25 protein-coding genes are annotated in these 22,210 nt (G+C 32.9%); 20 read left to right on the forward strand and 5 right to left on the reverse strand.

Going from position 1 to position 22,210, the window contains the following annotated elements; translation table 11 throughout:
• Both AQ616_RS10545 and pdxA read left to right on the forward strand, forming a co-directional pair.
• On the forward strand, window positions 1-1,296 hold the full coding sequence (locus AQ616_RS10545) for a four-carbon acid sugar kinase family protein (RefSeq protein WP_017796151.1): 1,296 nt from the start codon (window positions 1-3) through the stop codon (window positions 1,294-1,296).
• Window positions 1,289-2,287: a 4-hydroxythreonine-4-phosphate dehydrogenase PdxA gene (gene pdxA / locus AQ616_RS10550; RefSeq protein WP_017796152.1), complete on the forward strand. Its 999-nt coding sequence runs from the start codon at window positions 1,289-1,291 to the stop codon at window positions 2,285-2,287. The genes AQ616_RS10545 and pdxA overlap by 8 nt, the downstream gene beginning before the upstream one ends.
• 57 nt (window positions 2,288-2,344) lie before the next feature.
• On the opposite strand, the gene AQ616_RS20075 is transcribed toward pdxA, so the two are convergent.
• Both AQ616_RS20075 and AQ616_RS10555 read right to left on the reverse strand, forming a co-directional pair.
• Window positions 2,345-2,476 carry a hypothetical protein gene (locus tag AQ616_RS20075; RefSeq protein WP_017796153.1) on the reverse strand — a complete coding sequence of 44 codons (132 nt, stop codon included), beginning with the start codon at window positions 2,474-2,476 and terminating at the stop codon, window positions 2,345-2,347.
• Window positions 2,477-2,495: 19 nt separating this feature from the next.
• Complete coding sequence (locus AQ616_RS10555; RefSeq protein WP_017796154.1) at window positions 2,496-3,623, reverse strand: NAD(P)/FAD-dependent oxidoreductase; 1,128 nt, start codon at window positions 3,621-3,623, stop codon at window positions 2,496-2,498.
• 184 nt (window positions 3,624-3,807) lie between these two features.
• On the opposite strand from AQ616_RS10555, the gene AQ616_RS10560 reads away from it, so the two are divergent.
• From AQ616_RS10560 to AQ616_RS10570, 3 genes are all read left to right on the forward strand, one after another.
• On the forward strand, window positions 3,808-4,389 hold the full coding sequence (locus AQ616_RS10560; RefSeq protein ID WP_017796155.1) for a hypothetical protein: 582 nt from the start codon (window positions 3,808-3,810) through the stop codon (window positions 4,387-4,389).
• Window positions 4,390-4,408: 19 nt separating this feature from the next.
• The gene (locus tag AQ616_RS10565) at window positions 4,409-4,963 is read left to right on the forward strand and encodes a hypothetical protein (RefSeq protein ID WP_069685762.1); all 555 of its coding nucleotides are present in this window, start codon (window positions 4,409-4,411) and stop codon (window positions 4,961-4,963) included.
• Window positions 4,964-5,187: 224 nt separating this feature from the next.
• On the forward strand, window positions 5,188-6,114 hold the full coding sequence (locus tag AQ616_RS10570) for a manganese-dependent inorganic pyrophosphatase (protein ID WP_017796157.1): 927 nt from the start codon (window positions 5,188-5,190) through the stop codon (window positions 6,112-6,114).
• Between the two features lie 96 nt (window positions 6,115-6,210).
• Here the strand turns inward: AQ616_RS10570 and cspD are convergent, their stop codons facing one another.
• Entirely contained in the window at window positions 6,211-6,411 is a 201-nt protein-coding gene (gene cspD / locus AQ616_RS10575; protein WP_011065421.1) for a cold-shock protein CspD, read from the reverse strand.
• Between the two features lie 238 nt (window positions 6,412-6,649).
• Between cspD and AQ616_RS10580 the strand changes: the two genes are divergently transcribed.
• From AQ616_RS10580 to AQ616_RS10640, 14 genes are all read left to right on the forward strand, one after another.
• Window positions 6,650-6,802 carry a small acid-soluble spore protein P gene (locus AQ616_RS10580; protein WP_017796158.1) on the forward strand — a complete coding sequence of 51 codons (153 nt, stop codon included), beginning with the start codon at window positions 6,650-6,652 and terminating at the stop codon, window positions 6,800-6,802.
• Window positions 6,803-7,325: 523 nt separating this feature from the next.
• The gene (mscL, locus tag AQ616_RS10585; RefSeq protein ID WP_017796159.1) at window positions 7,326-7,715 is read left to right on the forward strand and encodes a large conductance mechanosensitive channel protein MscL; all 390 of its coding nucleotides are present in this window, start codon (window positions 7,326-7,328) and stop codon (window positions 7,713-7,715) included.
• A gap of 136 nt (window positions 7,716-7,851) precedes the next feature.
• The gene (locus AQ616_RS10590) at window positions 7,852-8,826 is read left to right on the forward strand and encodes an ABC transporter ATP-binding protein (protein ID WP_017796160.1); all 975 of its coding nucleotides are present in this window, start codon (window positions 7,852-7,854) and stop codon (window positions 8,824-8,826) included.
• Window positions 8,813-9,586, forward strand: a complete 774-nt coding sequence (locus AQ616_RS10595; protein ID WP_069685763.1) for an ABC transporter permease — start codon at window positions 8,813-8,815, stop codon at window positions 9,584-9,586. The genes AQ616_RS10590 and AQ616_RS10595 overlap by 14 nt, the downstream gene beginning before the upstream one ends.
• 110 nt (window positions 9,587-9,696) lie before the next feature.
• Complete coding sequence (locus tag AQ616_RS10600) at window positions 9,697-10,116, forward strand: spore coat protein (RefSeq protein ID WP_069685764.1); 420 nt, start codon at window positions 9,697-9,699, stop codon at window positions 10,114-10,116.
• 153 nt (window positions 10,117-10,269) lie between these two features.
• Complete coding sequence (locus AQ616_RS10605; protein ID WP_017796163.1) at window positions 10,270-10,824, forward strand: SLOG family protein; 555 nt, start codon at window positions 10,270-10,272, stop codon at window positions 10,822-10,824.
• Between the two features lie 52 nt (window positions 10,825-10,876).
• Window positions 10,877-11,533 carry an SIMPL domain-containing protein gene (locus AQ616_RS10610; protein WP_017796164.1) on the forward strand — a complete coding sequence of 219 codons (657 nt, stop codon included), beginning with the start codon at window positions 10,877-10,879 and terminating at the stop codon, window positions 11,531-11,533.
• A gap of 90 nt (window positions 11,534-11,623) precedes the next feature.
• A complete protein-coding gene (locus tag AQ616_RS19625; protein ID WP_017796165.1) occupies window positions 11,624-11,779 on the forward strand; it encodes a hypothetical protein in 156 nt (51 codons plus the stop codon).
• Window positions 11,780-11,958: 179 nt separating this feature from the next.
• Window positions 11,959-12,423 carry a GNAT family N-acetyltransferase gene (locus AQ616_RS10615; protein WP_251046212.1) on the forward strand — a complete coding sequence of 155 codons (465 nt, stop codon included), beginning with the start codon at window positions 11,959-11,961 and terminating at the stop codon, window positions 12,421-12,423.
• A 207-nt stretch (window positions 12,424-12,630) separates the two neighbouring features.
• Window positions 12,631-13,962: an alkaline phosphatase gene (locus AQ616_RS10620; RefSeq protein ID WP_069685765.1), complete on the forward strand. Its 1,332-nt coding sequence runs from the start codon at window positions 12,631-12,633 to the stop codon at window positions 13,960-13,962.
• Window positions 13,963-14,299: 337 nt separating this feature from the next.
• On the forward strand, window positions 14,300-16,045 hold the full coding sequence (gene ade, locus AQ616_RS10625) for an adenine deaminase (protein WP_069685998.1): 1,746 nt from the start codon (window positions 14,300-14,302) through the stop codon (window positions 16,043-16,045).
• Between the two features lie 239 nt (window positions 16,046-16,284).
• A complete protein-coding gene (locus tag AQ616_RS10630; protein ID WP_017796169.1) occupies window positions 16,285-16,761 on the forward strand; it encodes a GNAT family N-acetyltransferase in 477 nt (158 codons plus the stop codon).
• Window positions 16,762-17,073: 312 nt separating this feature from the next.
• A complete protein-coding gene (locus AQ616_RS20080) occupies window positions 17,074-18,195 on the forward strand; it encodes an SEC-C metal-binding domain-containing protein (protein WP_017796170.1) in 1,122 nt (373 codons plus the stop codon).
• A gap of 272 nt (window positions 18,196-18,467) precedes the next feature.
• The gene (locus AQ616_RS10640) at window positions 18,468-18,893 is read left to right on the forward strand and encodes a spore coat protein (protein WP_017796171.1); all 426 of its coding nucleotides are present in this window, start codon (window positions 18,468-18,470) and stop codon (window positions 18,891-18,893) included.
• Between the two features lie 66 nt (window positions 18,894-18,959).
• Here AQ616_RS10640 and AQ616_RS10645 read toward each other — a convergent pair whose 3' ends face one another.
• The gene (locus tag AQ616_RS10645) at window positions 18,960-19,742 is read right to left on the reverse strand and encodes an SDR family oxidoreductase (RefSeq protein WP_017796172.1); all 783 of its coding nucleotides are present in this window, start codon (window positions 19,740-19,742) and stop codon (window positions 18,960-18,962) included.
• 520 nt (window positions 19,743-20,262) lie between these two features.
• On the opposite strand from AQ616_RS10645, the gene AQ616_RS10650 reads away from it, so the two are divergent.
• On the forward strand, window positions 20,263-21,204 hold the full coding sequence (locus AQ616_RS10650) for a ring-cleaving dioxygenase (RefSeq protein ID WP_069685766.1): 942 nt from the start codon (window positions 20,263-20,265) through the stop codon (window positions 21,202-21,204).
• Window positions 21,205-21,410: 206 nt separating this feature from the next.
• Here AQ616_RS10650 and AQ616_RS10655 read toward each other — a convergent pair whose 3' ends face one another.
• Complete coding sequence (locus tag AQ616_RS10655; RefSeq protein WP_017796174.1) at window positions 21,411-22,193, reverse strand: class I SAM-dependent methyltransferase; 783 nt, start codon at window positions 22,191-22,193, stop codon at window positions 21,411-21,413.
• Between the last annotated feature and the right edge of the window lie 17 nt (window positions 22,194-22,210).

Here is a 22,210-nt window from a genome sequence, read left to right on the forward strand (position 1 = left end):
ATGGCAAAACAGATTGCAATTATAGCGGATGATTTGACCGGAGCAAATGATAGTGGAGTACAATTGACTGAAAAAGGAATGGATACTTCAGTATTATTTGAAATTCCAGAAGAAATAGAGTTCTTGAGTGAAGGATTAGTAATTGATACCAATTCACGAGCACTTAATAAAGCAGATGCGATCTCAATTACCTCACAAGCTACAAATTTTATAAATAAATTAGGTTATCAGCATGTCTATAAGAAAATGGATTCTACTTTACGTGGTCATATCGGATATGAGTTAAAAGTGATGGAGTTTGAATTAGATGCAGATTTAGTTTTAATTGCACCAGCTTTCCCAAGTATGGGACGTGTCACTAAAAATGGTTATCACTATGTCTATGATGTGTTGATTTCTGAGACTGAAATATCGAAAGATCCAAAACATCCCGTAACAGAATCACATATTCCAACTTTGATAAAAAATCAGATAGGTGAAGAAGTTGGGGTGATCACGAAAAGAGAGTATGAAGACGAAGTTATACTATTAAACAAACTTGACTCCTATCAAAGAGAAAATATAAAAATGGTAGTTTTTGATGCAGAAACAGAAGAAGACTTAAGAACAATTGCTTCTCGAATTGCATCTACTAATCAAAAAGTTGTATGGGCTGGATCTGCTGGTCTAGCAGAAGTTGTTCCAGAAGTACTACACTTGGAAAAAGAAAAACAAGTAACTACCTATACGAATTCGAATATAACAATGACGGTTTGTGGAAGTTTATCACAAATGACACAAAAACAAGTACAGTATGCAATGAAACAAAATGGAGTGATTGCTGTTGAATTAAACCCATTAAAAATGTTTCAGCATGACTGGAATGCATATAAAACAACTTATATAAAGAGATGTTTAGCTGGATTTAAAGATGATAAAGATGTAGTCTTATATGTCCCTTCTAATGAAGGGGTTCGTAAAGATGTCCAAGAAATTGGAAGGGATCTAGGATTATCTAAAAATCAAATTGGAGAAACTATATCCGAGAAAATCGCTGATATAGTATCTACTATAAAAGAAGAATTTCCTAGGATAGATCGGTTTGTTTTAACTGGTGGAGATACAGCAAAAGCAACTGCACAGTATTTAGGTGCAATCGGTATACATTTAATCAAACAACTAGAGCCAGGCATACCGTTAGGATCTTTAATAGGTACTAGTGAAAGTTTAGTTGTTACCAAAGCGGGAGCATTTGGGAAAGAAGATTCTATTTATAAAGCAATGCTCCACCTGAAAGGAGAAATTGTCAATGAGTAAGAAACCAATTATTGGAATAACTATGGGAGATGCAGCAGGGGTAGGACCAGAAATTATCATAAAAAGTTTACGTAATCGCGAGATATATGAACAAGCTCATCCAATCGTAATAGGTGATACAAAGATGCTAGAGCGAGCTGCAAAAATACTGGGTGTAGAAGTATCTTTTGACAAAAAAACTAAAGAAGAAGAACTTACGGATACTACTTTTGGGAAAATTACTTGTATTGATTTAGATATACTTCCAGAAGACTTGGCATATGGAGAAGTTTCCCCTGTATCGGGAAATGCGGCTTTTGAATATTTACGTATGGCAATAGATCTTGCGAATGAAGGAAAAATTCAAGCGATTTGTACAGCTCCTTTAAATAAAGAAGCATTACAAAAAGGGGGCCATATGTACCCTGGGCATACAGAGATTCTTGCTGAATTAACAAATACAGAAGAATTTTCTATGATGCTATCCTCGCCTAAATTAAAGGTTATTCATGTTACGACACATGTTGGTCTTCTTCAAGCGATACAGATGATTAAGCCAGAACGTGTGCATAAAGTAATTCAATTAGCGCATGAAACACTATCAAATTCAGGTATTAAAAACCCTAAAATTGGGGTTTGTGGTATCAATCCACATGCTGGAGAGAATGGATTGTTTGGTAACGGTGAAGAAGAAGAAAAAATAATTCCGGCTATTAAACAGGCAGAAAAAGAAGGAATAAATGTAGAGGGTCCTTTACCTGCGGATACTTTATTTTTCCGAGCGCAACGTGGAGATTTTGATATTGTTGTAGCGATGTATCATGATCAAGGGCATGGCCCGATTAAAGTATTGGGATTGGAAGCTGGGGTAAATATAACCGTAGGATTGCCAATTATTCGTACAAGTGTTGACCATGGAACAGCGTTTGATATTGCTGGAAAAGGGATTGTAGATGAAAGAAGTATGTTAGAAGCACTTCATCAAGCAATAGAGTTAGCGCCAACAAAATAAATAAAAAACCTTAAGGAGAACACATCTGTTTTCCTTAAGGTTTTTTATTTGCTCATATTAATTGACTATGGAAAAGATATAAGAGATTGACTCCTCATTTTGTGTAAAGTTTTGTAACCATAGCCAAGTAAATAACCCTGTTAATAATATAACGATAATGATAATAAAGACAATGTGTGAACCTTTCATCCTAGCACCTCTTCAATCATTATTGTGAAGCTATCACTTTAGATACATCATAATTTTCGAGCTCGATATCCAGTGGTTCGCCCAGTACTAGTTTCGCAAGTTGCTGACCAACAAATGGACCCATTGTTAACCCTGTTCCACCTAACCCATTAGCTAAGTATACACCTTTAATTTGATGTAGTGGACCAACAATTGGGAGGGATCCAGGAGTAAATGGCCTAAATCCAACTCTTGTTTCAATTACAGTGCTATTTTCTAATCCTGGAGCGACATTCAATGCTTTATCTAAGATTTCGTGTACTTTTCCAGCTGTTATCCGATAATCAAAACCGACATTATCTTCATAAGTCGAACCTAAGACAATCCTGTTATCCGGTAAAGAAAGCATATACTGATTTCCGGGCGGCATAATGACTGGCCATTTTGCAGTTTCGATTCCAGGTAACTTTACATGTGTTATTTGAGCTCGTTGAGGAAATACCTGTAAATCAATACCAAAAGGTTTAACAAGTTCTGACATCCAAGCCCCGTTTGCAAGTATCACTTTGTCTGCATGGATTGTATATTGATTATCTACATGCACTCCTTTTATTTGATTACCTTCGATACTTAGACTTGCATCGCCTTGTAAAATATTTACCCCTTTTAATGTTGCTCCTCTTTTCAGTGCCTGAAGTAATTCTTGACCGTTTACTCGAGCAGCTCCGCTTATATAGACAGATTGATAACCTTCTTGAAGAACAGGAACTCGATTTACAGTTTCTATTTCATTTAAAGTAGTAATTTCACCAATTTCAGGAGCCGTTTCTTTTCTTTTTGTTGCTCTTTCTACCATACCTTCTAATTTATTTGCTTCAGTATGTAGACTAATTGCTCCGACCTTTTCATAGCCCGTATTGGTCTCTCCTAAGGATTCTAATTCAGCAATTAAATTCGTATATAGTGCAGCGCCACTTTTTGCTAAATGATACCAAGCTTTATTACGGCGTTGTGAAATCCAAGGGCAAATGATACCTGCAGCAGCAGTAGTAGCCTGTCCCTGATCATTTCGATCGACAAGTGTAACGGAAGCTCCATTTTTAGCGAGATAATAAGCAGTACTTGCTCCTACAATTCCTCCACCAATAACAATTACTTTTTCACTCATTTGTTCGATGAGAAATCAGGTTGTTGATTAATTACATCTTTCAATTTAAATTGTTTATTTCTCACCCGTATCCCTCCAATAGTAATGATTATAATAGAAGTCTATAAACTTTTACAGTATTTAACCACGAAACAGGAAAATCTAAGTAAAATGTAGAATTTATAATATAAGGGAGGGGGAGAAAATGTATCAAAAGATAAATTATTTAAGTTATGCGATTATTGCAGTAGGAATAATAATTATTTTATTTGGGTTATTTACTTCTATCGAAATAGCTACTTTTGAAGATTATTATGAACCAAGTAGCGGCCTGGAAGAGGCTGAAGAAATACCATTTGAATGGTCGCAATTTTATTATTCCTTTATAGAGTCACTAGAAGCTGGTATAGTTACTATCGGTATCGGCTTTATCAGTTTAATACTTAATCAAGGAAATCGGTTACGACGTAAACAAATTAAACAACTTTCTAGTTTTTCGTTATCCGTTAGCAAAAAAGAATTAGTACCATCAGTATATCAACGGGAAGAAACTTGGGATATAAAGGGAGAAGATGAACGAAAAATTGATGAATTATATAAGGATAAAGCGATTTTAGAAATACATCCTACAATGGAAGAGGGATTTGTTGTTGTTACTTTAAAAGATTTTCACGGAGAAGGTAATTCCTACCAAAGAGTAGTATACATAAGTTCGGAGAAAGCGGAAGAGATAAAGCAACCTGCTTTAGTTGAGAAGTATATTAAACAACTGAATAATGCAGGTTAACTTTAACGGGGGATTAAAGATGGAAGATAATCAGAAAAGAAAGAAAGATAACAAGCGATTGTGGTGGATTCTTGTAAGTGTAATAATTATCACAGGGGTAGGATCAAGTATATTTTTCTTTAACTTTTTTGGGATAGGATTAGATGCTCTGAATAATAGCGATACAGCGGGTTCTGTTGAACAAAAGGATTTGTCTGTAGAAGAAGAGGAAAAAATTAATACAGTCCGTTCTACATTAGGAGAATCTCACCAAGAATTAGGAGATTTCGTGTCATCTACACACGAATTTTATAATGATACAACAGGTTACGGCGGTATAAATAACCTTGATTGGGAAGAACAAAGAATTAAATCCAAACAGGTGATAAATGAGATAGAGAAGTTATTAGGTGATGTTACGGATGAACCTCTAAGAAAAGACTTAAATTCTATAGTAACTTTAAGCAAACAGACAATAGAAGAAGATGTTGAACTTGTACGCTTACTTCATCGATATTTTCATGATTTAGATATCGCATTGAACGACTATACGACTTATGATAGAATTTGGAATGTTACCGAGACGTTAAAATAGCTTACTATTATAGTGAAAACTTTTAACAGTAGGGATAAAGGGCTTGCTTATATTGATAAAGTGAATCTAACCATTCTTATTGTAAGGAGAGGGGTTAGAAATCGATTATTTTCGAAAATATTTGTCCGTTTCACTTCTTTTTTTGGTATGATTTTAATAGAGATTGATAACAAAATTATGGTAATCTTATAAAAGGAATAGTTGATGGAAGGAGAAGTTTTTAGATGGTAAAAACATTAATTTTTGGACATAAAAATCCAGATACAGATACAATCTGCTCAAGCATTGCTTATGCAGACTTAAAAACAAAACGAGGTTATGATGTGACACATGTACGTTTAGGCGAGGTAAACAAAGAAACGCAATTTGCTTTAGATCAATTTAATATAAAAGCGCCTGAACTTATAGAACGAGTAGAAGATGGTGCAGAGGTTATATTAGTGGATCATAATGAATTTCAACAAAGTGTAGATAATATAGAGAATGCTACTATTCGTGAAGTCATAGATCATCATCGTATTTCTAACTTTGAAACAAAGGAACCATTATATTTTCGTGCTGAACCAGTTGGCTGTACTGCAACAATCTTGAATAAAATGTACAAAGAAAATGACATTTCTGTAGATAAGAATATTGCTGGAATATTGCTTTCTGCCATTATATCAGACTCATTATTGTTGAAATCTCCAACTTGCACAGATGAAGACGTACAAGCAGCACATGAACTTGCAGAAATCGCAGGTGTAGATCTAGAAAGTTATGGTCTTGATATGCTAAAAGCCGGTGCTGATTTAAGTGATAAAACAGTAAAAGATCTAATCACAATGGATGCAAAAGAATTTGCAATGGGTAATGCTAAAGTTGAAATAGCGCAGGTAAATGCTGTAGATACAAGTGAAATTTATAAACTTCATGATGAATTAGTTGAAGTAATTACCAGTCGAACAAATGATAATGATTTAGATTTATTCTTGTTTGTTGTCACTGATATTCTCAACAATGATTCAGAAGTGTTAGCTATCGGAAATGGAAAAGATAAAGTGAATTCAGCATTTAACGTGGCGCTGGATTCAAACAATCGTGCTTTATTAAAAGGTGTTGTATCTCGTAAAAAGCAAATTGTTACTGTATTAACGGAACAATTTAAATAATAACGTAAAAAATCTCCTTTATAACAAAGGAGATTTTTTACTTTTTGACATGAAAAAAACCATCGATAAGAATCGATGGTTTTTTAAGCAAACTAATTAGTTTTTAACAACGTTAGCTGCTTGTGGTCCACGGTTACCTTCTTCGATATCGAAAGAAACTGATTGACCTTCTTCTAATGTTTTGAAACCTTCGCCTTGGATTGCTGAGAAATGTACGAATACATCGTCTCCACCTTCAACTTCGATGAAACCGAAGCCTTTTTCTGCGTTAAACCATTTTACTGAACCTGTGTTCATATTGAAAACCTCCATGTGCATAATGCACGATATATTACTATTTAGTTCAAGTTTACAATCAAGACAAAAGCTCTTTACATTGAAACATTCTATCCTGTATTTCTACCGAACTTAAATAAGTAATCTTAGTATAACACACATAATAAAAAAATATCCACCCTTTTAGAAAATTGTCTTCGAATATTTGATTGTAAATGCTAAACACTATGTATATAAGAAAAGGAAGGAGGATGCATTTATGTCAAAAAGACCAATGGGTCCAAAACAACAAAAAAGCCCAGATTTACCAAAAAGTCCGGAACAACCATATGATGAACCATTAAGCGGATCAAAAAAAGAGAAAAATGCAAATCATTCTGGTCAAAAACATAATCCACATCATGGCTTATAAAGATGGGCTTGTATAGATCCCTTATTCTTCATGTGACGAGGATGCTTAGCCAAAAAGTATCCGTAAGTGTTTGATGTTATCCATCCGGAAAAGTAGTAAATAGACTGATTCTAAAGTCAAAGTATGTTGAAGAATCTGGAAAAATAATGATAAGACTGGTTTTAAAACCCTAAAACAGTTATTAGAAAAATGTAAGGTATTTTAATCTTTGTAACGTCCGTTATCCCACAACTAGTCTTATTGTATTTTTTTCAAAGTCTAAAGTGGGATATTTCGGACAATTAGTCAACGTTATAAGAATTACATTAATCTCTCTTAATTGAGTTAATTTCATGAATCAATTTAATAATATAAGATTCGATTCATTCGTTTTCAATGGAAGATTGAATTTAATTAATCCAATAACTCTCGTTATATTTCGTACTAATTTTTATATAACTTTTTATTTTGTGAGTACCTTGACGCGAAAAAACCTTAACTTTATTCTGTTAATATACTGAATTAGATAGAGAGGTGAATAAAGGTGTGGAAAGAATTTAAAGAGTTTGCTTTTAAGGGAAATATCATAGATTTAGCTGTAGCAGTTGTCATTGGTGGTGCATTTGGAGCGATTGTAACGTCATTTGTGGAAAATATAATTACACCATTAATGGGTATAGTTGTTGGTGGCATTGATTTCACAAGTTTGAAAGTGACAGTTGGAGAAGCAGAACTATTATATGGAAATTTTATTCAATCATTTGTTGATTTCATTATTATTGCTCTTTCTATCTTTTTAGCTATTAAATTCCTCACAAAGTTTAAACGTCAGAAAGAAGAGGAAGTTGAAGAAGTTGTAGAAGAATTAAGTAAGCAAGAAGTGTTACTTGAAGAAATTAGAGACCTGCTTAAAGAACAATCAAATAATAAGTAATTTTAAAGGTTGTCCTATTAAAAAATAGGACAACCTTTTTAAATTCAGTCTATAGTTGGAGATAATATCCATCATGAGAAACAGGAATGTAATTCTGAACTTTGTTAAGATTGTGTTATTGATGGGAGGAATCGAAATGAAAAAAATTATTGAAGTGAATAATTTAACTAAGGTTTATAAAAAACGAAAAACAAAAGAAGTGATTGAAGCGTTAAAGGGAATTGATTTTGATGTCTTCAAAGGTGAAATCCTTGGATTATTGGGTCCAAATGGTGCAGGGAAGACAACGACGATTAAATTAATCTGCGGATTATTACAACCAGATAATGGATTAGTAAAGATAAATGGAATATCAAATAAGCAACATCGACTAGAATCTTTACAACATATTAGTGCTGTTTTAGAAGGGAATCGTAACTTATATTGGCGATTAAGTGTAAGAGAAAATATGGATTATTTCGCCGGTAATCGTGGGAAATCACCTAAAAAGGTAGCGAAAGAAATTGATGATCTGTTAAATATGTTTAGGTTAAAAGATAAAGAAAATGAACTCGTAAATCGTCTATCTCGAGGTATGCAACAAAAACTAGCAATTGCTGTTGCGATGTTAGCTGATACAGAAGTGTTGTTACTTGATGAGCCAACATTAGGTTTAGATGTAGAGACCAGCCTTGAAGTAAGAGGAATTTTAAAGAAGATAATACATGATTACGGAAGAACAATTATCATTAGTTCCCATGATATGGATGTCATTCAAGATATATGTGATCGAACCGTTATTATTAATAAAGGGAAAGTGATTATCAATGACCGAATAGATCACTTAATGGACTTATTTGAGGTAAGATCATATAAAATATCCATTGGTCAACGATTAACTTTAAAACAAATAGAGTTGCTGAATGAGCAATTTCCACTGTGTGAATATAACGAAGATGGCAACCATGCATCTATTACGATTGACTTAGAAAAAAGTGAACACATGTATCAATTATTTGCGATTCTACAATTAGATCAAACTCAAATTGATTCAATTGATAGAAAAGCAATCCGATTTGATGAGGTATTTATGGAAATCATTAAGGGGGAACATGAATATGAAATGGCTTAATTTATTTCGAGTAAATTTGAAAAAAGAATATATTGAATTAAAGCGATATTTACCAAATACAATTGCAATGATTCTAACGTTTTATTTTATTTTTCTAGGATTATTTGGGGTTATTCATTTCTTTGGAAATCCCTCTACACAAGATGCAAATATTCAATTTGTAATTGTCAATTATGTCTTTTGGTATTTATCACTTATGGTCATTCAACAAATTGGATATGATATCGTCAATGAAGGAATGCGGGGAACATTAGAACAATTATCGATGTCACCGATGGGAATATTAAAAATTCTAATCACACGGTTAATTGCTAATAATATTATATATGGATTTATTATTCTTATCTTATTATATGTGTCTATGTTAACAGCTGGTCAGTGGTTAAATGTAGATATTATATCTATTCTACCATTATTTATTTTTACGGTTATTGGAATGATGGGGCTTGGATTAATTATTGGTGGAATTTCCATTATCTTAAAGCAAGTTCAGGCGATTCTACAGGTTCTGCAATTTCTGTTAGCAGCATTAGCATTTATCCCGCTCGTTGCATCACCGATTATGTATTTTTTACCTTTTGTAATTGGTATTGATCTTGTTCGAGAAATTATGATAAATGGAGCAACTTTAATGGAAATTGGATGGATTAATATTACTTTACTTATCATCAATGCATTGGTTTATTTTGGAATAGGAGTATTTGTTTTTCATAGTTGTGAGCGTTTTGCTATGAGAAGAGGGCTGCTTGGTCAATATTAGTTATGGAGATATTCCCAGGAAATCTGCACAAAATAGGTAACTGTCTCTTACCATTGTAAGCAAAATAACATAGGTTATTAGTGAACCTAAAAAAGAAAGGGGCTTATTTTATGCGCAGACATCATGGGAGACATTGTGGTTGTGAGAAAACAGTTGTACATCCTACAAAACACAACTGTGTAAACACATGTTCAGAAAGTGTTGTAAATCACATTCATCCAAGTCATACTACAGTGATGAATCATCACACAGTAAAGAACAAGCATTTTTATCCGAATTCTACTTCATATCAAAATCAAACGAACAATGTTAATGAATATGGTGGTTCTTTTAATGTACCAAACAATGGCCAAGTAGCAGGAGCCATGTCACCAGGATATGGTAATGGCCAAGTAGCAGGAGCTATGTCACCAGGATATGGTAATGGTCAAGTAGCTGGGGCAATGAACGGACATTGTAATGGAAATCAAGTTGGCGGAGCAATGCATCCAGGACATCATCACTGGAATAAACCAAATAAATGGTGTTAATCTAAAAGAGGTGGCGTATGCTACCTCTTTTCTTTATAAAAAACATGTTTTACTTAGAATATTAATATTATAAGTACTTATCGATGAAAGAATTTGAATGGTGAAAATCGTCTGAAATGGTTATAAGTAAATACATAGGGAAGTTGGTTAAGTATGAAAATTTTAATGGTAACAGGCTATAAACCAATGGAATTAAATATTTTTAAAGAAGATGACTCTCGAATTCAATTTATAAAAGCTTCTCTGGAAAAGCGAATACGTGAATTTTTAGAAGAGGGTTTAGAATGGGTTATTATTTCTGGGCAAATGGGAGTGGAGTTATGGGCTGCGGATGTTGTTATGGACTTAAAAGAAGAGTATCCTGTTCAACTTGGCGTGTTCCCTCCTTTTGAAAATCAAGATAGTCGCTGGCCAGAAATGTTAAAAGAAAAATTTGAAGAATTGTCGATGACAGCTGATTTTTTTAAACCGATTTATAAAGGCGATTATCAAGGTCCTTATCAATTTCGAACAAAAGATATGTGGTTAATTGATAAAAGTGATGCTTGTCTGTTATTAATGGATGAAGAGTTTCCTGGAAGTACTAAATATTTTTATGAAACATTACAAAAAACAGCTAAAGATTACCCTGTTTTTACAATAACTCCCCAAGATATTGATGATATTGTAGAAGATTTACGTATGCAGGATCCGAATTATTGGGATTAATAATGTACCTGTTATATATACCTAGCATAGGATGATATGAAGGAGGGGTGTTATGTATTATCACTATGTACCATCACAGATGCGTCAGTCATTGCCTATGAGACAAACAAATTCTACAATAACAATTACTGGTACAGGATCGGTGTTGGTTGTACCGAGTATCGCACATGTTCGGTTAGCGGTAGTAACAAGAAATGCTTCATTAGAAGAAGCGCAGCAGCAAAATAATGAATCCATGACCAATGTTATCCGTGCAATAGTTAATGAGGGCATACCTAGAGAATCTATTCAAACAACAAGTTTTTCAGCTCGTCCAATTTATGACTACGTAGATGGAAAGCAAATTTTTGAAACTTTTGAAGTTAGAAATGAAATCACCATAACTTTAGAAGATTTAGATCGATTAGGCGAAATTATTGATTTAGCAATTAATCAAGGAGCAAATGAAGTAGTTTCCGTGACGTTTTCTGTTGACGATCCAGAAAATTTTTATGAAGAAGCATTAACATTAGCTTTACAAAATGCAGAGAGCAAAGCTGAAGTTATGGCACAGGAATTAGGAGTTTCACTTAATCCAATACCCACAAAAATTACTGAAGTTGACTCAGGTGGTAATGGAGTGAAATTATTTGCAGCTTCTACACCAGTGGAACCAGGTACACAACGAATAGAAGCTTCAGTTAAAGTTGACTATCAATTGCAAGGATAGAAACCGAATCTAGTAGCAGTGCCTTCTTTATGGCGAAGTAATTATATACTGTATATAATTGAAGTATGTAGTAATAAGGGGGCAAAATTTGTGGAGTCATTTTTAATTATAATATCCTACATTATTCCATTCGCTATTTTATATTTTGTTATTGTAACAGCAGTAAAACGTGGAATTGACCAATCAGAGGCTGGACGGATAATAATTGAAAACAAGGTACGAAATAAAGAGCAAGAAAAGAAGTGAGAACACATCTATATAACTTTTCATGGTAAAGCATCCCTAACTTTAAGGATGCTTTTTTTATATGTTCACAAATATAGAAAAGTAATAGTGATATAATAAAAATATTGAAAATTCACTGCATATTAGATGATGTAACTATATAGGGAGGAGTGAAAAAAGTGGGATTTGTGATTCGACCTATGAAAAGAAAAGATATTACTAGAGTACGAGATATTGCTAAAAAAAGTTGGCATGATACATATAATGGAATAATTCCAATAGAAATACAAAATAGATTTTTAGAAGGTGCTTACAGTGAAAAAAATATGAAATATAGAATGAAGAGGTCTTATATATATATTGCAGAAAAAGAAGGGGAAGCAGTAGGATTTGCTAATTTCTCACCGATATCACAGGAAGGATATGTGGAATTAGGAGCAATATATTTATACCCATCACAGCAAGGAATAGGAATTGGTTCAGCACTTTTACATTATGGAGTTAATCAATTACATCCTCGAGAAATACAGTTGAATGTTGAGCAAAATAATCTAAAAGCATTGAATTTTTATAAGTCAAAGGGATTTGAAATAATTAAAGATTTTCATGAAAACTTTGATGGTCATCTCTTAAATACTTATCGCATGTCATGGAAACTAGATTAATTAATAGTAGAATAAATTAGAATTGGTAGACATACTGATTCTTTTTTTGTTAACTACAACCTAGAAGAAATAGCGGTACTTTTTAATTGGTTAAAATGGCATAGTCAATAGGGGTGATTTTTCTTCATTCGTTTTTAACATTATATTTATATTGAGTTAAACTTCCTTCGTTATGGTTGAAATAGTTAAAAAAGAAGGAGGAATTCTGTGTTTAAAAAAATAAGTTGGATTTCAGTAATAAGTCTATTAATCTTTGCAGGAATTATGGGAGCATCTTTTGGTAATGAAAAAGATGCAACCTCAGCAAAGGGTAAAAATAAAAAAGTAGAGAATGTAATTTACATGATACCAGATGGATTTAGTTCTGATTATGCTTCTAATTACCGTGCGTATAAAGGAGAAGAGGTTGTATGGGATTCTCATTTAAAAGGTCTTTTTACAACACATTCTGCAGATTCGGATGTGACTGATTCAGCAGCTGCTGGAACAGCAATGGCTACTGGTGAGAAAACGAACAATGGTGTCATTGGTAAGGATCCGGATGGGAATAACTTAGAAACTATCTTAGAAAAAACGAAGCAACATCATAAAGCAACTGGATTAGTAGCTACATCTACGATTACACACGCCACTCCAGCTGCATTTGCAACACATGTAGAAGATAGAAATAATGAGACTGAGATTGCACGACAATTAATTGAATCTGAAGTAGATGTTTTACTTGGTGGAGGAATGAGCAATTTTATTGGAGAGGGAGAAGGAGGTAAACAAGAGAACGGTGAGCTTATGCAAAAAGCTCAAGATAAGGGCTATCTTTTAGCTGAAAATAGAGAGGAAATGCTAGAACAAAATATTGATATCAAGAATGATGAAAAATTACTAGGTTTGTTTGCAGAGGAAGCCCTATCTCCAGAACTACATAGAAAAGATACGGAAGAACCAAGCTTAGAGGACATGACTATGCATGCGATTGATCAACTGAATCAAAATAAAAAAGGATTCTTCTTAATGGTAGAAGGTAGTCAAATTGATTGGGCTGGTCATGATAATGATCCTGCCTATGCTATGAGTGAGACAGAAGCGTTTGAAAAAGCGGTTCAAGCTGCAATTGATTTTGCTGAAGAGGATGGAGAGACATTAGTTGTGGTTGCGGCGGATCATGATACAGGAGGAATGACAACTGGCGGATATGACCAGATGGATTTAAATGCAAACATTCTTAATGATGTAACAGCAACCGGAGAATACATGGCTAATCAACTAGATGAAGAGCGTTCTAATGTCCATGAAGTTGTAAATACTTTTACGGGGTTTAAATTAAAGGAAGAAGAAATAGAATTTATTAAAACAGCAGAAGACCCGAAACTTGCTATTAATCATGTCGTTAGTGAACGATCTACTATTGGTTGGACAAGTACTGGTCACACTGCTGCAGATATTCCAATTTATGCGTTTGGTCCAAAATCAGAATCATTCTCTGGAATATTGGATAATACAGATATTCCAAAATTAATAGAAGAGGCTATGAAATTAAAATAATAGTCACTTTCATAACAATGCTGTAAGCAAATCCAATACTGTTCTATTTCATGTTTATTTAAGAGGATCCCTTTCTAGTAGATTTTTGCCTTTTCTTAACTAGTACTAGAAAATCACGCAATGTCACTGTATATTACTATTATTGAATATTTATTTGATTATTTAATTAATCTATTTAGTGATATCCTGATCTATAGTCCGAAATGAGCTCGTTTCGGAAAGCATAGATCAGGATTTTTATTGTTTAATATTGTGATAAAAAACATCTAGACTTGTGGGGGTGCTTTATTCATGCGTATAATATACAACAAGTTATAAGAAGGTGAGTGGTTTGAAGGTGAAGAGTACAATAGAGCAGTTGAAAAATAGAATTGCTGTAGCGAGTAAACGTAAACCAGCTGAACTTGTAATAAAAAATGCAGAAGTTTTAAATGTATTTACTGGAGATTGGAAGAAGACGGATATAGCTATTACAGAAGGCTACATTGCTGGTATTGGTGAATATGAAGGTGAGCAAATCGTTGATGCTACAGGTAAAAAAATCGTACCTGGTCTTATAAATGGTCATGTACATATTGAAAGTACAATGTTGACACCTAGAGAATTTTCAAAAGTGATGTTAAAACATGGTATAACGACGGCAATTACAGATCCTCATGAAATTGCTAATGTCGCAGGGAAAGCTGGTTTGGAATATATGTTGAATGCTTCAGATGCTTTGCCAATGAACATTTTTGTTAATATGCCTTCAAGTGTTCCTGCGACGCAATTTGAACACAATGGTGCGCAACTCGATGCGAAAGATATAACTCCTTATTTTCAAAACTCAAATGTTCTTGGGCTGGCGGAAGTAATGGATTTTCCCTCAGTAGCGAATGCAGAAGAAAAAATGTTAGAAAAGATAGCTAGTACAATTCAACAGGGTGGTATTGTTGATGGTCATGCTGCTGGATTATCTAAAGAAGATTTAAATATTTACATGGCTGCTGGAATTCGAAATGACCATGAATCAGTTTCTGCACAGGAAGGGAAAGATAGACTAGAAGCAGGAATGTATTTGATGATACGGGAAGGAACAGTAGCTAAAGATTTGGAATCTTTATTACCAATTATTAATGAAAAAAACGCAAGACGTTGCGTATTTGTGACCGATGATATGTTACTAGATGATTTAGTAGAGAATGGAGATATCGATCATATTATACGTAAAGCAATTCAATTTGGTTTAGATCCAGTAATGGCTTATCAAATGACTACATTAAATACATCTGAATGTTTCGGATTAAGAGAACTTGGAGCAGTTGCACCAGGATATATAGCAGACTTTTTAATTTTGAATGATGAAAATCAAGTAGACATTCATCAAGTTTATAAAAACGGTAAGTGTGTAGTAGATGAGGGAGAAATTAATCAGTCTTATTTTTCTGCTTCCCTTACTGATGCAAATACATTACCAAAACCTTGTATTCAGCAATTAAAAACAAGTGATTTTTCCATTCAAATTACACAAGATTATTGTAATACCATAGAAATTGTGCCTAATAAAATTATTACAAATCATATTTGTGAGAAAGTAGATATCAAAGAAGGGAAGTTTGTACCGTCTATAGACAAAGACCAATTGCTGATTGCGGTCGTAGAGAGACATAAGGGACTGAGTTATATTGGGAAAGGAATAGTGAAGGGTTTCCAAATGAAAGAAGGTTCCATAGCGACATCTGTGGCGCATGATTCACATAACTTTGTTGTAGTAGGTACCTCTGAAGATGAAATGCTTACAGCAATAAAAAAAGTGGAACAACTTGATGGTGGTTTAGTAGTAACGAAGCAGAATCAGGTAAAAGCTCACTTAGCACTACCAATTGGGGGATTAATGTCAGATAAAGGTTATTTGGATGTTTACGAAGATGTTTTAAAGTTAAATCATGCAGCAGAGGATATTGGTATACCAGCAACATTTAATCCATTTTTAACGTTATCCTTCTTGACTTTACCAGTAATACCGGCTCTTAAAGTAACAGATCAAGGCTTATTTGACTTTAAGACGTTCTCTCATATTGATATAGAGGTAGAAAAAAAATAGAATTCTAGGTTATAGTGTTCAGCATGTAACTTTATATGGAGGAGGATCCTTTTAGATAGCATTACTAAAAGGATCTCATTTAGAATTTCGTTCTCTTAGGAGTATGTTCTCTCATTGTATAAATATTACTATGTTCAAGTCTTTTCTAATTTTTGAGAATTCCATCGTAAGAATTTATATGTGATAATAGAAATTGAAAAGTGTGATTATTATAAAGTTTTAAGAATGGGGAAGGGAAAATGGATATTCAAATAATACGTATGAACCAAAAATATGCAGTTGAAGCACTTTGTTGGAAATATGAAAAGCCGTATGATTTTTATAATCATGTTCTTACCACAGGTGCAATTGCGGAACTTCTGGGAAATCGATATTATGCGATGATTAATGAAGAAAGGGAGCTAATTGGTTTTTTCTGTTTAGGACGTTCTGCACAGGTTCCGGCTGGAGATCGGTTTGGTGTTTATAATGATGATTGTATTGATCTTGGACTTGGAATGAAACCAGAATATACAGGAAAAGGATATGGAACGATATTTCTAAGCCATATCTTGAATCATGTCTATGATACTTGTCCATTGAAAGATATTCGTCTAACTGTGGCAACGTTTAATCACCGTGCTATTCGTTTGTATGAAAATCATGGTTTTATTAAACAACAAAAATTTTTACATAAAGATACAGATTTTATAACGATGATAAAGTACGTTTCATAATAAGGTATGTTGATGTTGTAAAACAAATCCGAATGGTGCTGTTTTGATTTTCATACTGAAAACTACTTTTTAACAGGAATCTTATTTAAAACTAACTCGAAAAGAAGGAGGCAATTTCTAAAGCGTTTTTCAAAATCAACTTATTTTAATCTACCTTTTGAGAAAATATTCTAATTAAGAAACGAGACTTAATTATATTTTATATGAGATAGTTTGACGATTTGTACGTATAAACATTACAATATAATAATGTTGAATTTAGATAGTAATATCTATCCATGTAAAAATAGAAATAAAAAGGTGAATATAATTATGATAGAAAGTGTAAAAATGCCAACCTATGTAAAAGAACTAGAACAGTATCCAAAAGTAAAACTAGATAAATTGCGACGTATTCATGCAATTCCTAATGCTAGTCAGCTTAATAAAGCAAAATTAGCGGAACGATTAGCAACAGAGATTCCAGATAGATTTGAAGTCACCATTATGTATTTTAATAAGTCTATAATCGATTTATTCAATGAATTCCAACGAAATAATGGTGTAATTTCTGTACATATAAAAACGAAAGAAATGCTATTTTTACAAGTGCTTGGATTAATATTTATTAAAGAAGTAAATGAAGAAGAAATAGCGATTATGCCGAAAGAGTTACTTCAAGTGTATGATAATATGCAATCGAATGAGTTGCAGAAGATAGCTGTCCGTAATACGAAATGGCATAAGTTAACGGAAGGTATGTTATATTATTACGGCGTAATGCAGCAGGAAACCTTGATTGCTCAAATCGAAAAAATAACAAATGAAAAAATTGATCCATTTGAATTTCTTCATGTAATGAAGATTGCTGAAACTATGTATCAATCCTTTGAAATACAAATAGATAAGAAAATATATGTAGATTTCCGTGTGGATGATCCTGATTTTATTTTAGTTGAGCAATCGAAAAGAAAAGAAATACCTTACTATCCATTTACAGAACAAGAACTTTTACAAAGTAGTGAAGATGATTTTATCCCATCGACTCAAGGGTTGAAAAAACTTCGTAAATATATACTACGTAATTTCGATATCAAAGAAATTGATGTTTTAAGTATTCTTGAAAAATTAATTATTATATGTAATATTGATCAAAAACCGACAGCGCCACTTCAATATTTAAATGAAGTATTTCAGTTTAATTCAGAACAACAATTTCATGAATTTATACAACTCGTCATGAATGCAACTAACGAAGTTCGTTTATGGATTTTAAAAGGGCATACATCTACTGAAATCTCACAAATGAATAATTCGAATTTTAAAGAGCTGTCAAAAGGTGATTTTGTACTGCAAAATGAAGATACGAGTCATCCTATAAAAAAAGCAAAAATTGGAAGAAATGATCCTTGTCCTTGTGGAAGTGGTAAGAAATACAAAAAATGTTGTATCTAACATTAATTTAACTAGAATAATGATTATTTTCCTTACTTTATTCTACGAAAATGTCCAGTTGCCTACAAATCTCAACTAATTATGATTTTAATTCAATAATTTATATAACCTGTTAAATTATGAAAAATATCATTTTTAATAAGCCGTAATAAGAAAATCTAGTTACTATCCATAGTATAAAGGTACATTTTATATACTGTATGGTCACTAGTTTAAGACATCCTCATTTATTTTCATATAGTGAAGTATGAAATCAGAAAGGGGGATGTACAATGGGAAAATATAAGGGACATCATGGTTGTGGGTGTAATAAATGCAAAAACAACAATAATAACGACAACGTAGAAACTATTACAAGTCCAACTCGACAAGTAGTACGTACCACAACAGATCATAGAACAGTTAGAAATATTCATCCAACTAAAATCAAAAATGTTCATCGTACTATTGTTCGTAATGAAAACTATTATCCAGTAAGCGAATCAGATTTTGAAGAGACAGTAGTAGAAAACTATGACTGTGGAAGCGATGTAAATGATTCAAGTAATTGTCGTAGAGTAGGTAGCGAGAGTAATGGCAATGGAAACAGCAATGGTCATGGCCATGGGTGTCACAAGAAAAGAGACGACGATGATAACGACCGTGGTGGTAGAAGACATGATAAATGTTGTGGACGCCGTAAAAACTGGTTTATCTAATGGATGAAAAAGATGGTTAATTGTTTGAGGTGTATGACCCTCAAACAATAATCATCTTTTTACTTTTTAATATTTATATGATTGTCCACCGTCAATAGGGATGACAGCAGCATTGATAAATCCTGCGTGATCAGATAATAAGAAAGCAACCAAATACCCAACTTCTTCAGGTTTTCCAAATCGTTTCATAGGATTTACACTTACAAATTCTTTTCCTGCTTCTTCCCAATTTTCTCCACCTATTTGTTTTAGAGAACCTTCTACCATAGGCGTCAATATCGCACCAGGAGCAATTGCTTTAATACTCACACCATATTCTCCGTACTCAATACCAGAATTTCTGGTTAAACCTACGACACCATGTTTACTAGCTGCATAACCTGATTGGTTTCCTACTCCACGGATACCTCCTACAGAAGCTGTATTTACAATAGAACCACTACCTTGCTCTTTCATGACTTTTAGGACATGCTTCATACCGTAAAAAACACCATTTAAATTAATGTTGACAACTTTTTCAAATTCTTCAGTATCAAAGTCCTCGGTAAGATTTTGTTTTCCTTCTATACCAGCATTATTAAAGAAACCATCTATTTTTCCAAATTGATTAATAGTTTCTTGTACATAGTTTTTTACTTCTTCTTCGTTTGCAACATTAGCTTTTATTAAAGTAATTTTTGCATTAGGTACAATCTTAAGAATTTCTTTCTTTGTTTCTTCTAAGCCTTGTTCATTTAAATCAACTAGGGAAAGAATTGCTCCTTCCTTTGCTACTTGTAGAGCAGTTGCTTTTCCTAGACCTGAGCCACCACCAGTTATAAGTATAACTTTATCTTGAAAACGTTCCATTTTATTCACTCCTTCAATATATTCATTCTTACTATGTTACTAATTATGGAAACTATACTTATTGCAAATCCATTAATTTAGAGGCTACATCAACAGTTTTAGTGATAGTTTTGTATTGGAAAGGAATAATAATAATATATGTCATTATCTAACCAATAAAAAAGCTTTTAAAAGATTATTAGTTAGAGAAAAAGGTATTAATCAGTACATCGTCTATCATGCAAAAGATGGAACTGTTGGTTTAATTAATGATTGAATTTAAATAAATTTACAATTTACTCTGAATAAAATGACAAATAAACCAATTCGAATTTTGAATCGACTTGTAAAATTATTTGTAGTTCATACATAAATTTATTTACATAGTTGGCATATTAGAGCAATTGTTTCGCTTTAATATGTCTTTTTGAATAGAATTTTATGTATCATTATAGCCTTGACAAACTTGACTTTAAAAATAAAACAACGTATATTATAATTAATTAAATATATTTTAATTAATTATAAATGAAGGGGATAAATTATGAAGAAAACTGCTGGAATCCATCATATTTCTGCCATTGTCGGTCACCCTCAAGAAAATGTAGATTTCTATGCAAGTGTATTAGGATTAAGATTGGTTAAGAAAACGATTAATTTTGATGATCCTGGCACCTATCATCTTTATTTTGGAAATAATATGGGAGAACCAGGAACAATTATTACCTTCTTCCCATGGACAAATGCCTACCAAGGTAGAATAGGTTCTGGTCAAGTAGGTGTTACTAGTTATGCAATTCCTACAGGAACGATGAACTTCTGGGAAGAGCGTCTTGCTAAATTTAACATAACAACAGAGAAAATAACGCGTTTTGGTGATACGTATCTTGCATTTAAAGATATTCATGGCTTGTATTTAGAATTAGTCGAAACAGAGAATGGAAAATCAAATGATTATTCATTTGGTGATATTACACCTGAAATTTCGATAAAAGGATTTGCTGGGGCAATATTACTTTCCTCTCAACCAGGAAAAACAGGAGAGACATTAGTCAATACGTTAGGTTTTGAAAAAGTTGCAGAGGAAGAAGAGTATATTCGATATCGATCTTACGGAGAGATTGGAAATACGATTGATATTAAACAAACTGCTTCTCATAAAGGTCAAATGGGGGTAGGAACAGTTCATCATATAGCTTTTAGGGCAAAAAATAATCAAGACCATTTAGACTGGCAACAGCATGTAGCTAATCACGGATTACCTGTAACAGAAGTTAAAGATCGTAATTATTTTAATGCCATTTATTTTAAAGAGCATGGAGAGATTTTATTTGAGATAGCTACAGATCCGCCTGGATTTGCTTACGATGAATCAGAAAAAACGATGGGTGATACATTAAAATTACCTAGCCAATATGAAGTCTATAGAGGAAGATTAGAGAAAAAACTAATTCCTATTGAGATAAGAGATTTAGATAAATAAATAGAGGTTAAAGTTGAAATAAACTAAGAATAGATAGATAAAATAGCAAGAGACAGAACTAGAAAGTGATAAATTCTAGTTCTGTTTTGCTTTTGTTATAAAACAATACAAAAGCACTTCTAATTGGAAGCTACATTAAAGGTCTTTCCATTACAAGAGGCATTTATTTTATGAAATAGTTATAAATATAGTTGCATGCGATATATTTAATTAGTTGTCTTATAAGCTACCCATATAGTCCAACGATCTTTTTCAGTGATTTCCATATCATTAGGAAGGCGATTTTCTAGCTTTTGAATCCATAATTTTATTTCATCGTCAGTAAGTTCATGTAAAATGGATCTACCTTTTCTTGATTGAATGTCTTTTCGTAATTCTTGAAAGGAAGCATACTGTTTTCGAACTTCCCATAAGTTCATGTATTTTATTTCAGTAAAACCTGCAGTTTTTAATTGGCCTATAGTTTCTGAAATTGTTGGTCTTCTCTGCTTTTCAATTTCTATAAGTTCTGGAAAATCATAATATAAATAACCTCGGAGATGACTCGTAGATCCAGGAATCAGACAATCTTCAATGGTGCGGTCTTGAATAAATATTATTCCTCCATTTCGCAGTATTCGAGCAGCCTCCATAAATGCTGCTTCTGGTTCTGATAAATGATGTAATACCGCACGTTGTAAGTAAAAATCAATTGAACTTGATTTTAGCCCACTGGTATAAGCAGTTCCTTTAAGAAAATGAGTCTGTTTAAGATGATGATAATTATTGGAGGCAGAAGTTAACATTGCATCAGAAAAATCAATTCCGTATATTTCTTTAAATCCTAGGTCAGCTAATACTTTTGTATATAGTCCTCCACCACAACCCATATCTACTGCCACCTTATTTTGTGGGCTTTCGATAAAGGATTGTAATTTCTCTATCCAAGTTAAATCAACGGCTCTATTGCTATAAGAATTGGTATTTTCAAACGAGTGAAAATCAATCATTTTATTACCTCCTTTCC

Source organism: Oceanobacillus sp. E9 (assembly GCF_001741975.1).
Classification (GTDB): Bacteria; Bacillota; Bacilli; order Bacillales; family Amphibacillaceae; genus Oceanobacillus; species Oceanobacillus kimchii.